Here is a 16,106-nt window from a genome sequence, read left to right as displayed (position 1 = left end):
CCATAGGGCTGGCATTCGGGAAGGGCTCGCGCCCACCGGTTCGGGGGCACCGGTGAGCGCGAGCGCCAGCGCCGCCGCCGCGACCGCAGCAACCGCTCGGGTAACGGTGGGACGACGCGGCGACGGCATGCGGCGATCTTGACAGGGCGATCCGGCGAAAATGCTGCCGAGACGGCCGATGTGCAGAGCGGCCCTGCAGCCGCGGCGGGGGAGGAGAAGTCAGCGGGGGGCACCATTGCCGCACCTGCACGCCAGGCGCCGCCTGCCCCGCATACCACGCGTGGACCGCTTCGCGAAAGCCCGGGATCCGGTTGCGGTTCCATCGGCGCGATCGCTCCTGCCTGGTGTTACCGTGAGAAATCGAGGGGGCGATCTCAATGTCTGATAGGCACTCGAAGACGCACGAAGACGCGAACGCCGAAACCGAGAACGACAGCGTGGGCACGGCGCACCGCGGCAAAGTACTGGGAATCACTATCTCCGCCGCACTTGGCGGCCTCCTGTTCGGATTCGACACCTCCGTCATCAACGGGGCGGTCGACTCGATTCAGAAGACCTTCTCGCTCGGCTCAGCCGCCATCGGATTCACGGTGGCCATCACGCTGATCGGCTGTGCGGTGGGCGCATGGTTCGCGGGCCAGCTAGCCGACGCATGGGGCCGCAAAGGCGTCATGCTGCTCGCTGCAGTGCTGTTCGTGGCGAGCTCGATCGCATCCGGGCTCGCGTTCGCGGACTGGTTCCTCATGCTCTGGCGATTCATCGGCGGTTTGGCCATCGGCATCGCTTCCGTCATCGCACCCGCCTACATCGGCGAGATAGCGCCGGCGAAGCTGCGCGGCGGCCTGAGCTCGCTGCAGCAGCTCGCCATCACCTTGGGCATCTTCCTCGCGCTGCTCTCGGATGCCGCTTTGGCGGGCTCCAACGGCGACCCCATGCGGAACCTCTGGTTCGGGCTACCCGCCTGGCGGTGGATGCTGCTCGTCGGCGTGGTCCCTGCGGTGGTGTACGGCATCCTCTCGCTGTCCATACCAGAGTCGCCGCAATACCTGCTACGCAAAGGCAGGAGACAGGATGCCAGGACCGTGGTGCGTGACGTCACGGGAGCCATCAACATCGACCAGCGCATCGACGAGATCGAAGACAGCCTGGAGAACGAGAAGCGGGCCCACTACCGCGACCTGCGCGGCAAGGCGCTCGGCCTGCAACCGATCATGTGGGTCGGCATCGGCATGGCGGCGTTCCAGCAGCTCGTCGGCATCAACGCGATCTTCTACTACTCGACGACGCTCTGGAAGTCGGTCGGATTCAGTTCCAGCGACTCGTTCGTCACCTCGGTGATCACGTCCATCATCAACGTCGTGCTGACGTTCGTCGCGATCCTCTTCGTCGACCGCGTCGGGCGCAAGGCGCTGCTGCTGTGGGGCTCCGCCGGAATGTTCGTGGGGCTCGTGCTCGCGGCGATCTCGTTCTCGCAGGCACACACCTCAGGCGGCACCGTCACCCTGCCCCAGCCCTGGGGCGTCATCGCCCTGATCGGCGCGAACCTGTTCGTGATCTTCTTCGCGGCCACCTGGGGCCCCGTGATGTGGGTCGTCCTCGGCGAGGTGTTCCCCAACAAGATCCGCGGACTCGGCTTGGGCATCGCGGCTGCTTTCAACTGGGTGTTCAACTTCTTGGTCACGCTGCTCTTCCCGGTGCTCAGCCAGGCCGTCGGCCTCGGCTGGGTATACGCGGGGTTCGCATTCTTCGCCGCTCTATCGTTCTGGTTCGTCTTCTCGGCGCTGCCGGAGGTCACCGGACTCGAGCTCGAGGACAAGTCGAAGCTCCAAAGGCTGCATCGCGAGCACGCGAGGGCCTGACGAAGCACCGCCTGCGGCCAGAGCTCTCGTGTTGAGCTCCGGCCGCGGCGTGCCCCGCGCCCGGCTGTTATGATGGTCGAGCACCCCGCCCGTCGGGGTGACTACGCGCGCCCGTTCGCCCGTGGATGTTCCGATACTTCGGAACTCCGCAATGGGCACAGGAATCCATTCGGTCCCCGGCTTCGGCTGAGGCGGATGCCTGTCGAGCGCCAGGTGCGAGGCCGTCCGGCTCTCGCAGAGCAACCGACCAGGCATCCTTCGTCGTCGACGTCGTGATGCCGAGAAAAGGAGAACGGCCATGGCCGTTGTAACCATGCGCCAGCTGCTCGACAGCGGCGTGCACTTCGGACACCAGACCAGGCGCTGGAACCCGAAGATGAAGCGATTCATCCTCACCGAGCGCTCCGGCAGCTACATCATCGACCTTCAGCAGTCGCTGGCCTACATCGACAAGGCATACGACTTCGTGAAGGAGACCGTGGCACACGGCGGAACGATCCTGTTCGTCGGCACGAAGAAGCAGGCCCAGAACGCGATCGCCGAGCAGGCGCAGCGTGTCGGCCAGCCGTACGTGAACCAGCGTTGGCTCGGTGGTCTGCTGACCAACTTCCAGACGGTGTCGAAGCGCCTTGCGCGCATGAAGGAGCTCGAGGAGCTCGACTTCGAGGGCACGACCAGCGGCTTCACCAAGAAGGAACTGCTGATCAAGAAGCGCGAGCTCGACAAGCTGCACAAGTCGCTCGGCGGAATCCGCAACCTCAGCAAGACGCCGAGCGCGCTCTGGGTTGTCGACACCAAGAAGGAGCACCTCGCCATCGACGAGGCGCAGAAGCTCGGGATCCCAGTGATCGCGATCCTCGACACCAACTGCGACCCCGACGAGGTCCAGTACCCCATCCCGGGCAACGACGACGCCATCCGCTCGGTCAGCCTGCTGACCCGCATCGTCGCCGACGCCGCGGCCGAGGGCTTGATCCAGCGCCACCAAAAGCCCGAGGAGGGCGAAGAAGGCGCGGAGCCGCTCGCCGAGTGGGAGCGCGAGCTGCTGGAGACCGGTGACGGCGTGCAGTCGGGCGCGGAAACCGCCAAGCGTGCGGACGCCGATCTGGCAGAAGGCAAGGCGGAGGCCGCCGTGGTCGTCGACGAGGCTGCCGAGCAGATCGAGGCCACCGAGTCCGCCGCCGACGCCGAGGGCGCTGAGGCCGAGCCGGAGGCCGTCATCGAGGCGGACCAGGCCGCGGAGGGCGACGCAGCCGAGGCTGCGCCGGCCGAGTAGCTCCCGTCCGCGTAAACCACCCGATTCTTCTTCAGGAGTTCACACCACAATGGCAAACGTCAGCATCGCCGACATCAAGGCGCTGCGCGAGCAGCTCGGCACCGGGATGGTCGACACAAAGAAGGCGCTCGAGGAGGCCGACGGCGACCTCGAGAAGGCCACCGAGATCCTGCGCCTGAAGGGCGCCAAGGGCAACGCGAAGCGCGCCGACCGCTCAACGAGCGAGGGCCTCGTCACGGCTCGTGAGCACGGCGGTCGCGCCTACATGCTCGAGCTCAACTGCGAGACCGACTTCGTCGCCAAGAGCGACAAGTTCATCGCTCTGGCCGGGGGAGTGGAAGAGGCGGTCATCGAGGCCGGCGCCACCACCCTCGATGAGGCACTCGCTGCGCCCGCGGCGACCAAGACCGTCGCCGAGCTCATCAGCGACGAGGCCGCCGTTCTGGGCGAGAAGGTCGAGTTCCGTCGCTTCGTCAGCCTCGACGGCGACAACTTCTCGATCTACCTGCACCGGACGTCGAAAGACCTCCCGCCGCAGGTCGGAGTCGTCCTCGCCTACAGCGGCGACGACGCGGAGACGGCCAGGAGCATCGCTCAGCACATCTCGTTCGCGAACCCGGAGTACCTCACCCGTGAGGACGTTCCGGCAGAGGCGGTCGAGAACGAGCGTCGCATCGTCGAGGAGATCTCGCGCAACGAGGGCAAGCCGGAGGCGGCGTTGCCGAAGATCATCGAGGGCCGTCTTGGCGCTTATTTCAAGCAGGTCTCCCTGCTCGACCAGGAGTACGCGAAGGACAACAAGCTGACGGTGGCCAAGGTGGCGTCCGACGCGGGCATCACGATCACCGGCTTCGCGCGCTTCAAGGTCGGTGCCTGAGGGCGCTTGAGCCTTTGAGCTGCGGGGCGCCCGCCGCGGTACAGAGAGGAGCCCGGATCGTGCACGATCCGGGCTCCTTTTCTGCGCCAGGCGACGGTCATCCCGCAGTCCGAGCCGAGGTCCCCGGGCGGGGAGCCCGTCGTGGCTCGGGGGAGCCGGCCACCGCTACGTTAGATTCCGTACACCTTAAGGAAGGACTCGCCACATGCCCATTGCCACGAGACGGAGAGTCCTTCTCAAACTGTCCGGCGAGGCGTTCGGCGGAGGGGCACTCGGCGTCAACCCCGACATCGTCAGCTCCCTGGCACGCGAGATCGCCAAGGCGGCAGAAGACGTCGAGGTGGCGGTGGTCGTCGGCGGCGGCAACTTCTTCCGCGGCGCCGAACTGAGCCAACGCGGCATGGACCGGGCGCGCGCCGACTACATGGGCATGCTGGGCACCGTGATGAATGCGCTGGCGCTGCAGGACTTCCTCGAGCAGGCGGGAGCCGAGACACGAGTGCAGTCCGCGATCAGCATGACGCAGGTGGCGGAGCCGTATATCCCGCGTCGCGCCGAACGTCACCTCGAGAAGGGGCGCGTGGTCATCTTCGGCGCAGGAGCCGGGCTGCCGTACTTCTCCACTGACACGGTCGCGGTGCAACGCGCGCTGGAGATCGGGGCCAACACAGTGCTCATGGCGAAGAACGGCGTCGACGGCCTGTACAGCGACGACCCGCGCAAGAATCCGGATGCCGTGAAGCTGGAGCGCATCACCTACCAGGATGCGCTCGTGCGCGATCTCAAGGCGATCGACGCGACGGCGCTGAGCCTGTGCCGCGACAACGGGATGCCCATGCAGATCTTCGGCATCGAGCCGGAAGGCAGCGTGACGGCGGCCATCCTCGGCAAGGAGATCGGCACGATCGTCGGCAACTGAAAGCGCGCGATCCGTCGTTCGCGTGTGCTCAGGGAGGGAAGGGCGTCGCCATCCGAACGGCGAGACCGCCCGGGCGAAAGCCGGTCGGGTCGACGCTTGCGGCGGCCCTAAGCTTGATCTGACCCAACGAACGAAGGAGCGACAGGTGATCGCTGACTCACTCGCCACCGCGACGGAGCGCATGACCAAGGCCGTCGACGTGGCCAAGGACGACTTCTCGACCGTCCGCACGGGACGCGCGAACCCGCAGTTGTTCCAGCGCATCCTGGTGGACTACTACGGAACCCCGACGCCCCTCGCTCAGCTTGCGGCGCTGCAGAACCCAGAGGCCCGCACGCTCGTAATCACGCCGTACGACAAGTCCGCCCTGAAGGACATCGAGAAGGCGATCGTGAACGCGCCGAACCTCGGCGCGACGCCGAACAACGACGGGCAGATCATCCGGATCACGATGCCGGAGCTCAACGAGGAGCGACGCAAGGAGTATGTGAAGCTGGTGCGCGGCAAGGCCGAGGAGGCCCGCGTGTCCATCCGCAACATCCGTCGCAGGGCCAAGGACGAGCTCGACGCGCTCAAATCCGAGGTAGGCGACGACGAGGTCGCACGCGCCGAGAAGGAACTCGAGTCGCTCACGAAGAAGCACATCGACCAGGTCGACGAGGCGCTCGCTCGCAAGGAAGCGGAACTCCTCGAGGTTTGAGCCCGAGATGACCCAGCCGCCCGAAGCATCATCCGGCCCGCCGGACGATGAAGCGCGCCAAGCGGACGCGCCCCTCGGGCGGCGCATGCGTGACCGCAGGAGCGACCTGGAACGTCAGGTGCAGGCCCAGCTGCAAGCGACCAAGGCGCAGCTTGATGCCACCAACGAGAAGATCCAGCAGCGCACGGGACGCAACCTGGTGTTCGCGGTCTTCATCGGCCTCGTGGGCGGCGCTCTGCTCCTGGTCAGCCTGATCGTCGTCAAAGAGATCTTCATGGTGTTCGCGGCGACCCTCGCGGGATTCGCCGGATTCGAGTTCGCCACCGCTCTGCGCATCGCCGGCCTGCGCGTACCGAGGGTGGCGCTGTCGGTCGTCGGTGTCGTGCTGGTTCCCGCTGCCTACTACCTGCACGCTTCGGGGGAGTGGGTCGTGGCGATCGCGGGCCTCCTGGTGCTGTGGCTGTGGCGCCTGCTCGAAGGCCTCGCACCTTCGCGCCGCACCTCTGGGCGAGCTCTGGTGCGGGACCTTGTGGCCACGGCGTTGGCGACGCTGTACGTGCCCTTCCTCGCCTGCTTCTCCGTGCTGCTGGTCGCGCAGCCCGACGGCCAGTGGTGGACGCTGGCCGCGCTCATCCTCGTGGTCGTGGTCGACACCGGGGCGTACGCGGTCGGGCTGTCGTTCGGCAAGCATCCGATGGCTCCGACGATCAGCCCGAAGAAGACCTGGGAAGGGTTCGCGGGCGCAGCCGTCACGGCGCTCGTTGCAGGTGTGCTGCTCGCGGTCTTCATGCTGCACGTGCCGTGGTGGTTCGGCCTCGTCTTCGGGGCCCTGTTGCTGGTCACAGCCACGGTGGGAGACCTGACGGAATCGCTGATCAAGCGCGACATCGGCATCAAAGACATGAGTTCATGGCTGCCAGGGCACGGCGGATTCCTCGACCGTCTCGACTCCATACTGCCGTCGGTGGCGCTGGCCTATGTGCTCTACGTGATCTTCGATCCGCTCTTCAGGTGAGCAGGGCGAGCTCGGCCGCCCAGTGGATGCCTGACTCGCCGTGTCCGGAGGTGCTGTGCGGCGCACCCCACCTCGTTTGAGAGAATGACCCAGTGGCCACGTTTCCGACCGTCAAGCGCAGCAAACGCGGGTACGACCCCGAAGAGGTCGACCGCTTCCTACGACTCGCTCGCCGCTCATACGAAGGCGATCCAGACGTCGCCATCACGGCCGAGGACATCCGTCGCACCGGATTCGCCCTGCAGCGCGGCGGTTACGAGCCCGACGTCGTGGACGGCGCTCTCGAGCGCCTCGAGGATGCCTTCGCCGCGCGCGAGCGATCCGAGGCACGGCGGGAGCTCGGCGAGGCCCGCTGGCTCGAACAGGCGCGAGAGACCGCGCAGGTGGTCCTGAACCGGCTCGGACGGCCGGACGGCAGACGCTTCGACCGCTCCAGCGTCTTCACGATCGGGTACAACCGACGCGAAGTCGACAGATTCGCGAAACGACTCATCAGGTACTTCCGCGACGGCATGCCGATGTCGGTGGAAGAGGTGCGAACCGTGGTGTTCCGACAGCAGAGGCACGGGTATCGCGAGGCTCAGGTGGACCTGCTTCTCGACGCCGTCGTCGACGTCATGCTCGCCGTGCGATGACGGTTCAGCCTGGCTTTTCGCTGAATCGCATACTCGAAGCTTTGGCGCTTCGACCGATCTTCGTTATCGTTGTGTGATCGTGGGCAGGCGAGTACGACACCTAGCAGAGTCTCCGGCACCGACCCGAAACGCGGTGGAGGCGTCTGTTCGTCGACCCCAGGCCGGGTCGAGGGAGCGGATGCGCCGGGGCGCCCGACCCGTCGTCGTCGGTGTCGCCTTCCTCGCGGCCATCGGCTTCTTTCTCGTGAACATCGTCGACCCTTACTCCGGCGCAACAGCCTCTCCCGAGTTCGCCTCGGCGCATTCGCGCTTCCTTGACCAGCCCGTTCAGAAACTGGCCGTCTCAGGCAAGGCTGATGCCGCCACGGTGAGCGTCGACACGTTCAGCTCGAAAGAAGCGCCCAAGCCGGTGCCCGTTGTCACGAAGGTGACTTCATCGTCTTCCTCGTCGTCAGGCGGCGGGTCGAGTGCCCCGGCCGCCGGCACGCCCGACCCGGGCAGTGCCCAGGCGTACGCGCAGGGCGTGCTCGCGTCGCAGGGCATGGGAGACGACCAGTTCAACTGCCTCGTCGCGCTGTGGAACCGTGAATCGCACTGGAACGTCTACGCCTACAACTCGAGCACCGGCGCTTACGGCATCCCGCAGGCGCTGCCCGGCAGCAAGATGGCCTCGGCCGGGTCCGATTGGGCGACCAGCTTCGCAACCCAGGTGAACTGGGGCCTCGGCTACATCGAGGGCCGATACAGCACTCCGTGCGGAGCGTGGGATCACTCCGAATCGACCGGCTGGTACTGATCCGGTCGGCTCTCGTTCGCGGCTGAGCCGAGCGGCAGAGCCGGTTCAACCGCCCATCTCGCCGCCGCCTGGCTCACGGGCTCAATAGGCTTGCCCCGTGGAGTACGCGCTTCTCGTCATCGCCGGCATCCTGGTGCTGGTGGCGGCCGCGGCGTTCTCGAAGCGACTCGGTATCGCGACGCCGATCCTGTTGGTGCTCATCGGCATCGGGTACTCCTTCATCCCAGGTGCGCCCCATCTGACCCTCAACCCCGAGCTCGTGCTCGACCTGCTGTTGCCCCTGCTGCTCTACGCGGCGGCAGTGCAGGTGCCGATCGTCGACTTCCGGCGCAACCTCAGCGGCATCACCATGCTCTCCGTCGTGCTCGTTGTGGCCTCCACGGCGGTCATCGGCTTCATCTTGTATGCGCTGCTGCCCCAACTGAATTTGGCCTCGGCGATGGCGCTGGGAGCCGTCGTGAGCCCGACCGATGCGGTCGCGGCGACCGCCGTGGCCAAACGGCTGGGACTGCCTGCCAGAGACGTCACCCTGCTCGAAGGCGAAAGCCTGGTCAACGATGCGACCGCGCTCGTTCTCTTGAAGGCCGCAATCGCCGCCACAGGGGCGTCCGTGAGCGTCGTCGGCGTCGCCGGCGACTTCGCCAGGTCGGTTCTGGTCGCCGTGCTCGTCGGGGTCGTCGTCGGGTTCGTGACGGTGTCGATTCGATCCAAGTTCTCGGAGCCAGTGCTCGACACAGCAGTGTCGTTCGTGGTGCCGTTCGTCGCGTTCATCCCGTCAGAGTTGCTCGGGGCATCCGGGGCCCTTTCGGTCGTCGTCGCAGGGCTCTACTCCGGTCACCAGGCGGCGAGTAAGTTCACCGCGCAGTCGCGGCTCAGCGAGCAGCTGAACTGGCGCCTGATCGCCTTCGTCATCGAGAACGGTGTCTTCCTCGTCATGGGAGGCCAGCTCACGCGCTTCGTGCTCGAGTCGGTCCGGCATCCAGAAATCGGGCTGGTCGACACCATCGCGCTCGGCCTGCTCGTCGTCGTTGTGCTGCTTGCGGTGCGCGCCGCGTTCGTCGCCCCTGTGCTGTGGCGCATTCGCAGGGCAGCAGGAAAGGCCGACGACGACAGGGAACGCCTGTCGAGCATGCGAGAACGCATGAAGGTGTGGCGGGAACGCTTCGACGACCGCAGGGTGCAGCAAAGGGCGGAGCGCGCAGAGCAACGCATCGATCAGCGCGAGGCCGATGCGGTCGATCTGCAGAAGAACCGGGTCGGCTGGCGCGACGGAATCGTGCTCACCTGGGCGGGGATGCGCGGAGTCGTCACCCTCGCTGCAGCTCAGTCGCTTCCCGGCGGAACGCCATACCGAGCCCAACTGGTGCTGATCGCCTTCGTCGTGGCAATCGTCTCGCTCGTTGCACAAGGCGGCACGCTGCCGTGGATCATCCGCATGACGGGCATCCGCGGAACGGATGCCGCCACCGACACGCGCGAGCTGGCTTCGCTCCTCGACGAGATAGCCGACGCAGCAGATCAGGCGCTGGAGGAACCAGACGTCGATCTGCCTGATGGACAGGAAGTGGACCCGCAGGTGGTGCAGAGGCTCCGAGACGACATCAGCCTGCTCGCGGAGTCGGCCTGGGAACGCGCCGCCTTGCACGAGGGCGCGAGCCCGGTAGGACCGCATGCGCAATACGGCATGCTTCTGCGTGTCGCCATCGAGGCCGAACGTCAGGCACTGCTCGCCGCCCGGTCCAAGGGCTCGTATCCTTCCCGCGTACTGCGCCGGGCGCAGATGCTCCTCGACCAGGAGGAGGCCCGCCTGGAGCGCCGCCTGGACGGGTCATGACGGCCTCCAAGTCCTGCGCCGCGTCGGCCGAGACCGGTTCTTCCCGCTTCGCGAATCGTAGAATCAGAGGATGCCGCGCAACAATCGATCCCGCCGGCGCGGCCTCGCCCACCATCGAACGGACAACGCGGAACACGACGACCTGAGCAGGCTCACGACCGGGTGGCGCCGCACCGAGACACGCAGGGGTCGCGACTGGAACGTTCAGCCGGTGGGGGAGGCATCCGCTACGAAGAGCTACACGTGTCCTGGCTGCGGCGGCCTCATCACGCCGGGTGTCGCACACCTGGTCGTGTGGCGAGCGGACGGCGTGCTCGGCGACGCGGCAGATCTCGACAGCCGACGACACTGGCACAGCGGATGCTGGCGCATCGCCTGACCCACGGAGATGCGGTGTCACGAACCGATACGCCGCGCGTTAGCGCACGGCTACTCGATCTGAATTGTGATGGCCGACGCACTGCGTCGGTAATCACAATTCATTCTGGCGGGGGATGACTACCTGCTTGATGACGAGCAGGATCGACGCCGCTACCGGGATCGCGATCAGGGCGCCGAGAATGCCGAGCAGCGAGCCGCCCGCCAGCGCCGCGATGACGACGACGGCCCCAGGCACCGAGACGGCTCGGTTCATGATGCGCGGGCTCAGCACGTATGCCTCTACCTGCATGTAGACGACGTAGTAGATGGCTGCGACGAGCGCCGTGAGCGGGGATGCCAGCAGTAGCGACAGCAGCACGATGATCACCGACCCGGAGAGGGTTCCGATCAAAGGGATCAACGAGAAGAGGAAGGCGATGACGGCGAGCAGCATCGGGAAAGGGGCGCCGATGATGCTGAGGAAGATGGCACTCAGAATGCCGTTGACGAGCGCCAGTCCGACCTGTCCCATCACGTACTTCCCGACGGAATCGGTGATCTGCTCGGCGATGTCGGCGAATCGGCCCCGCTTGCTTGCCGGCACGAGTTCGTACGCCGATCGCTTGATATTGGGCAGTGAAGCCGTGAAGTAGATGGTCAGGATGATGACGATGAGTGTTCCGAAGAATCCGGAGATGATGCCGATTCCCACCGACAGCAAGCCCGCGCCGATGCTGCCAGCCGACTTCTGGATGTAAGCCCAGACCTGCTGCAGCGATTGATCGAAATTGATGGCAGGGAACTGGTGCTTCAGAGCCTCGTACCAGTCCTGGTACGTACCCTTCTCCACGAAGGTGGAGATCTGCTTCACGAGACTCGTGCCCTGGCTCACGATGATCGGCACGATCGCCCAGATCAACAGTGCGAACAGAACGAGCAGCACGATCAGCACGATCAGGATCGCCGCCCAGCGCGGAACCCTCCTGCGTTCAAGGAACGCGACGATGGGCTCGATGCCCAGCGCAAGGAAGAGCGCGGCTCCTATGTAGGTGAGGATCGTCGACAGCGAGACGATCGAGGTGAGGATGAGGAAACCCAGTCCAACGCCCAGTGTTCCGACGAGCCCGGCTCTGAACGCGTTCTGGATCTTCACCCATGCCCCCTCGGTGTGATCGTCACTCCGTGTCGGCCGTCACCTGCTCCACCTGCGTGAGCACGCTGCGCAGGCTCTCGAAATACCCCGCGACGGCTTCACGCTCGATCCTAATCTGCGACAGTCGCTCCTCCGCGTCGGCGACAAGCCGGCGGGTGCGTTCCTCGGCGTCTTCGATGATGGCGGCGGCGCGGTCCTCCGCGGTGCGCACGATCTCGCGAGCAGAGTTCTCTGCCTCCTTGCGAGCCGTCTTCACCTCCGACCGCATTTCCTTCTCGATGGCCTCACCCTCCGAGCGCACCTCGTTGGTGCGACGGGTGACCTCGGCGAGTTCGGCGTTGGCGTCGTCCAGGTACTTCTGCGTCTGAGCGACGGCCTCCTGATGACGCGCGAGGTGCTCCTTCTCGGAGTCGTCTCGGCGAGCCTTGAGCTCCACTTCAAGCTCGAGGCGCGCATTCTCGGCCTCGTGACCGAGCCGCTCGGTCTCCGCGGCGATCTCGGAACGGATGCCCGCGAGCTCCTCGTCGAGCTCGTTGCGCGCCCGCTCGGCTGCGCGCTCGAACGCCTTGCGCTCCTTGTCGGCCTCGGCATCCGCCTCCGCCCTGCGCTGCTCCAGCTCCCTGTTCAGCGCAGCCCTGCCCTGCTCGATCTCATTGGCAAGGTCGATGCGGGCTTGCTGCGTGTCGGCGGCGAGATCCCGTCGCGCCTGGGCGATCTCCTCATCGACGACGGCCCTGCGGTCCGCGAGCTCCGCTTCGACCTCGGCGCGACGCGCCTCGACCTCACGTGCCAGCGCGGCCCGGGTCTCGTCGACCTCGCGTGTGAGGCCTTCGGACTCCGCCCGTGCCGCAGCGACGTCGCGAGCGGCCGCAGCCTTGAGCTCGGCGGCCTCATGCTCGGCCTCGGCGCGCACGGCTGCCGCTTCGCGCTTCGCGGTGGCACGCAACTCCGCGACCTCGGTAGCGATCGAAGTGCGCATGGCCGCCGCTTCGCGCTGCGACTCGGCGCTGAGCGTTTCCGCCTTGACCCTGGCGTCGTTGACCAGTTCGTTGGCTTCGATGGTGGCGTCCTGCAGCGTGGTGTCGGCAAGGGCGTGCGCTTCAGCGAGGATGCGCTGCGCCTGCTCCTCCGCCGTGTGCCTGGTCTTCTCCACCTCGGCAGCGACGGCAGCGCGCAGTTTCTCGGCGTCGATGTCCGCCTGCGCGATCATGCGGGTGGACTGCTCCTCCGCCACGCGCAGGGTGTTCTCCAGCTTGGTGCCGAGGCCGGAGAAGGTCGGGCTGCCGACCTCTTCTATCTCTGCGTTCAGCTCGTCGATGCGAGCCGACAGGCGCTTGATCTCCTTGACGGAGTCGGTGTTCTGCGCGTTGGCCTGGATCAGCTCGCGTCGCAGTTCCTGAATCGCCTTGTCGACTTCGTCTTTGTCATAACCGCGGAAGACTTGAGTGAACTCGGTCTCTTCGGGGGCCACGGGCTTCTTCTCTCCGGGGTGGTGTGCGAGTGAATGGTCGCGCGGCGCTGTCGTGCGGGGGAGCCGGCAGGCGGCGCGAAGCCCGGGCGACGACGCGCCGGGCGTTTCGAGTGTAGCCGGGCCAGGCATCCGATGGCATGTCTCACCTGATCAGGACAGGGCGGGCCGACCCGCCGTACAGTCCGCTGGGAGCCGCTTCTCAGGGCGGTTTCGGTATCGTGGGAGGGCTGCCGGGCGCCGCGCGCGGCGGTGGTTACCCGAAATGAGTTGCGGGCGCCGGCCGAGATGGGCGCCGGTTGCGTCCGTCGCGCACCATGCATCCAACGTGCAGAGTGCGACAACGAAGGAGAGTTCGTGCGATTCCTGATCGCCATTCTGGCGTTCATCGCCGCGGCCGTGCTGATCGGCCTGGGGATAGCCCAGCGCACCGTCTGGATCCCCCCGGCCAACGTCGTCACCGCCACCGTGGTGAAAGGCGGAGAGCCGTACACGGTCATCGACGGATCCGTGCTGCGCGCCCGCCCAGGGCAGCAGACCCTCACAGTCTCGGGCTCCAGCTCTCCGTTCGTCGCGTACGGCCGCACGGCTGACGTGCTCGCCTGGCTCGGCAACCACAAGTATGCGAAGGTCACGTACAACGCGGCGACGAACAAGCTCGCCTCGCGCGTGGTGACACCCAAGCCGGCCAAGACATCGACCCCTTCGACCCAGACGGCGACGCCCACGCCGACCCCCACACCCGCAGCGAGCGCGGGTCCAGCCGACCAGAGCTCCTCTGGTTCGACGTCCGGATCGAGCGCCGCCAAGGGGCCGAATCCCGCTGGCTCGGATCTCTGGCTCGAGGAGTTCACCGGAGCCGATGCCTCGATCACCAAGATGAACGTGCCTGACACGGTCAGCGTCATCATCGCGAGCGACGGAACGAAGCCGGCGCCCAACACGGTCGGGATCAATTGGCCGCTCGATTCACGCACACCGTTCGCGGGGCCGCTGATCGTCGGCGGCATGGTTTTCGCGCTCTTCGGCATCGTGATGTACGTGCTCGCCATCCGTCACCTGCGCCGGTCGCGCGGACCTCGCCGGGGCGGAGGCAAGCCGCCGAAGCTGCCGAGGGGCTCGAAGAAGGCGCAGCTCGGAGACGAGGGCCAGCCGGAGTTGGAGTCGCGGCAGAGGCCGAGAAGGTCGATCGGCCGGGCGTTCGTGGCCGTTCCCGTGATGCTTGCGGGAACGCTCGTGCTTGCCGGATGCTCGTCGGACTACTGGCCGCAGTTCGGCGGCCAGACGGCGGCCCCCACCTCCAGCTCGACGCCCATCGCAACGGACCTTCCAGGGCAGGGCAAGGACACGCCGCCCCCCGCGGTGACGGGCCCGCAGCTCGACAACATCCTGAACTCGATCGCGAAGACCGCGGCCAAAGCCGACGCGTCCCTCGACAAGACACTGATCGCGACGCGGTTCAGCGGACCGGCACTGGCGGCGCGGGAGGGTGACTACGCCCTCCGGTCGAAGAAGTCTGATGCGCAGGCCGAGCAGGCGATCCCGAGCAACTCGGTCTCACTCGCATTGCCCGAAGCCACCGACAGCTGGCCGCGGGTGGTCAGCGCCGTGGTGCACGACCAGAAGGACTCAAAGGCTGCGCCACTGGATCTTGTTCTGGTGCAGAACTCGCCGCGGGAGAACTACACGGTGCAGTACGCGATCGCGCTCGAAGCGAACGCGGATGTGCCTGGCCTCCCGCCTGCGAACATCGGAACCTCGATCGTCCCGCCCGACTCGAAGCTTCTGTCCGTCCCGCCGAACAAGCTCGCCGAGTACTACGGCGACGTGCTGCAGAACGGTGAGAAGAGCAAGTTCTACTCCCTGTTCGATGCGAAGGTCGACAAGCTGGCGCCGCAGGTGGGCGCCGCGTACAAGGCTTCGCAGATCTCGAATCTGCCGAAGACCGCATCGCTCACCTTCGCGAGCCAACCTGGCTCAGACGGCCCGATCGCGATGGCGACGAACGACTCAGGCGCCATCGTCGCCGTGAGCCTGAACGAGGTGTCGACCCTGAAACCCGTCGAGGCCGGTGCCACGGTGTCGACCAGCAATCCCAACGTGCAGGCGCTCACGGGCGTCACCGACAGCACGAAGGGTCTCGAAACCACCTACGGCTACCAGTTACTGTTTTACGTGCCGCCGGCGGAGTCGAAGCACAAGATCGAAATGCTCGGCTTCACGCAGGCGCTGCTCGGTGCGAAGGAACTCGGATGACCAACACTCCTGACGCCGCGTCGTTCCGCGGCGCTGTCGACCTGTCCACCCTGGCCAACCGGCCTGCTCAGCAGCACGCCGGAACGGATGAGGCTCCCGAGCAGGCTCTGCCCGGCCTGATCTACGACGGCACGGATCAGAACTTCACCCAGTTCATCGAGCTGTCCAACACCGTGCCGGTCATCGTGGACCTCTGGGCCGAGTGGTGTGGGCCGTGCAAGCAGCTCTCGCCCGCCCTTGAGCGCGTGGTGAACGACTACGCGGGCCGCTTCGTGCTTGTGAAGGTCGACGTCGACGCGAACCCGCAACTCGCTCAGGCGTTCCAGGCGCAGTCCATCCCCACGGTCGTTGCCATCATCGGTGGCCGCCCGGCCCCGCTGTTCGTCGGCGCGCTTCCAGAGGCGCAGGTGCGCGAGGTCTTCGAGCAGGTGCTTCAGATCGCCGAGCAGAACGGCGTAACGGGTCGTGTGAACGTCGATGAGGCCGGGGAAGCCGCGGAAGACGCGGAGGAATCCGAGCCGCAGCAGGAGCCGCTGCCGCCGCATCACCAGGAGGCGTACGACGCAATCGAGCGCGGCGACTACGACACCGCAATCGCCGAATACCGCCTCGCGATCGCTCAGAATCCCGCCGACGATCTCGCGGTCGCCGGCCTCGCCCAGGTGAGCCTGCTGAAGCGACTGGCCGGTGCCGATGCGGTGCAGGCGAGGGCTGAAGCCGCATCCGATCCGAAGAACCCGGAGGCCGCGCTCGCGGTCGCCGATCTCGACCTGTCTGGCGGACACGTGGACGACGCGTTCGGTCGGCTCCTCGACCTCTTCGCCACCGCCGACGCGGACACTCGAGACCTCATCCGCGCCCGCCTGGTCGACTACTTCGAGATCGTCGGCGTCACCGACCCGCGTGTCATCCGCGCTCGTGGACGGCTCGCCTCGCTCCTCTACTGACCCCGACGACC

At 66.5% G+C, this 16,106-nt stretch carries 14 protein-coding genes; 12 read left to right on the top strand and 2 right to left on the bottom strand.

All coding sequences use genetic code 11. The annotated features are described in order from the left end of the window. The first annotated feature begins 377 nt into the window (after positions 1–377). The 10 genes from ACO2Q7_RS03015 to ACO2Q7_RS02970 all read left to right on the top strand — a co-directional run bounded on the left by ACO2Q7_RS03015 (position 378) and on the right by ACO2Q7_RS02970 (position 10,290). Positions 378–1,859: a sugar porter family MFS transporter gene (locus ACO2Q7_RS03015; RefSeq protein ID WP_423354152.1), complete on the top strand. Its 1,482-nt coding sequence runs from the start codon at positions 378–380 to the stop codon at positions 1,857–1,859. A gap of 298 nt (positions 1,860–2,157) precedes the next feature. After that, on the top strand, positions 2,158–3,135 hold the full coding sequence (gene rpsB, locus ACO2Q7_RS03010) for a 30S ribosomal protein S2 (protein WP_423354151.1): 978 nt from the start codon (positions 2,158–2,160) through the stop codon (positions 3,133–3,135). 49 nt (positions 3,136–3,184) lie between these two features. Beyond that, positions 3,185–4,012, top strand: a complete 828-nt coding sequence (tsf, locus tag ACO2Q7_RS03005; RefSeq protein WP_423354150.1) for a translation elongation factor Ts — start codon at positions 3,185–3,187, stop codon at positions 4,010–4,012. 205 nt (positions 4,013–4,217) lie between these two features. Next, positions 4,218–4,931, top strand: coding sequence for a UMP kinase (pyrH, locus tag ACO2Q7_RS03000; protein ID WP_423354149.1), 714 nt, complete (start codon positions 4,218–4,220; stop codon positions 4,929–4,931). 145 nt (positions 4,932–5,076) lie between these two features. After that, complete coding sequence (gene frr, locus ACO2Q7_RS02995; RefSeq protein ID WP_423354148.1) at positions 5,077–5,631, top strand: ribosome recycling factor; 555 nt, start codon at positions 5,077–5,079, stop codon at positions 5,629–5,631. A gap of 7 nt (positions 5,632–5,638) precedes the next feature. Next, positions 5,639–6,646, top strand: a complete 1,008-nt coding sequence (locus ACO2Q7_RS02990; RefSeq protein ID WP_423354147.1) for a phosphatidate cytidylyltransferase — start codon at positions 5,639–5,641, stop codon at positions 6,644–6,646. 92 nt (positions 6,647–6,738) lie between these two features. Further along, positions 6,739–7,281 (top strand): DivIVA domain-containing protein, encoded by a 543-nt coding sequence (locus ACO2Q7_RS02985; protein ID WP_423354146.1) that lies wholly within the window; start codon positions 6,739–6,741, stop codon positions 7,279–7,281. A 178-nt stretch (positions 7,282–7,459) separates the two neighbouring features. Continuing rightward, positions 7,460–8,077 carry a lytic transglycosylase domain-containing protein gene (locus ACO2Q7_RS02980; RefSeq protein WP_423354145.1) on the top strand — a complete coding sequence of 206 codons (618 nt, stop codon included), beginning with the start codon at positions 7,460–7,462 and terminating at the stop codon, positions 8,075–8,077. A gap of 97 nt (positions 8,078–8,174) precedes the next feature. Beyond that, the gene (locus ACO2Q7_RS02975; protein WP_423354144.1) at positions 8,175–9,911 is read left to right on the top strand and encodes a cation:proton antiporter; all 1,737 of its coding nucleotides are present in this window, start codon (positions 8,175–8,177) and stop codon (positions 9,909–9,911) included. 70 nt (positions 9,912–9,981) lie between these two features. Then, positions 9,982–10,290, top strand: a complete 309-nt coding sequence (locus ACO2Q7_RS02970) for a hypothetical protein (RefSeq protein ID WP_423354143.1) — start codon at positions 9,982–9,984, stop codon at positions 10,288–10,290. Between the two features lie 93 nt (positions 10,291–10,383). Here the strand turns inward: ACO2Q7_RS02970 and ACO2Q7_RS02965 are convergent, their stop codons facing one another. Next, on the bottom strand, positions 10,384–11,424 hold the full coding sequence (locus tag ACO2Q7_RS02965; protein ID WP_423354142.1) for an AI-2E family transporter: 1,041 nt from the start codon (positions 11,422–11,424) through the stop codon (positions 10,384–10,386). 22 nt (positions 11,425–11,446) lie between these two features. Then, positions 11,447–12,895, bottom strand: a complete 1,449-nt coding sequence (locus ACO2Q7_RS02960) for a DivIVA domain-containing protein (RefSeq protein WP_423354141.1) — start codon at positions 12,893–12,895, stop codon at positions 11,447–11,449. A 354-nt stretch (positions 12,896–13,249) separates the two neighbouring features. Between ACO2Q7_RS02960 and ACO2Q7_RS02955 the strand changes: the two genes are divergently transcribed. Beyond that, positions 13,250–15,148, top strand: a complete 1,899-nt coding sequence (locus ACO2Q7_RS02955; RefSeq protein ID WP_423354140.1) for a hypothetical protein — start codon at positions 13,250–13,252, stop codon at positions 15,146–15,148. Next, entirely contained in the window at positions 15,145–16,095 is a 951-nt protein-coding gene (locus tag ACO2Q7_RS02950) for a tetratricopeptide repeat protein (RefSeq protein ID WP_423354139.1), read from the top strand. The genes ACO2Q7_RS02955 and ACO2Q7_RS02950 overlap by 4 nt, the downstream gene beginning before the upstream one ends. The last annotated feature ends 11 nt before the right edge of the window (positions 16,096–16,106 follow it).

The organism is Rathayibacter sp. KR2-224 (assembly GCF_049446075.1).
GTDB lineage: Bacteria > Actinomycetota > Actinomycetes > Actinomycetales > Microbacteriaceae > Humibacter.
The sequence above is the reverse complement of the archived record's forward strand: the minus strand, read 5'-3'. Positions and strand labels throughout refer to the sequence as shown.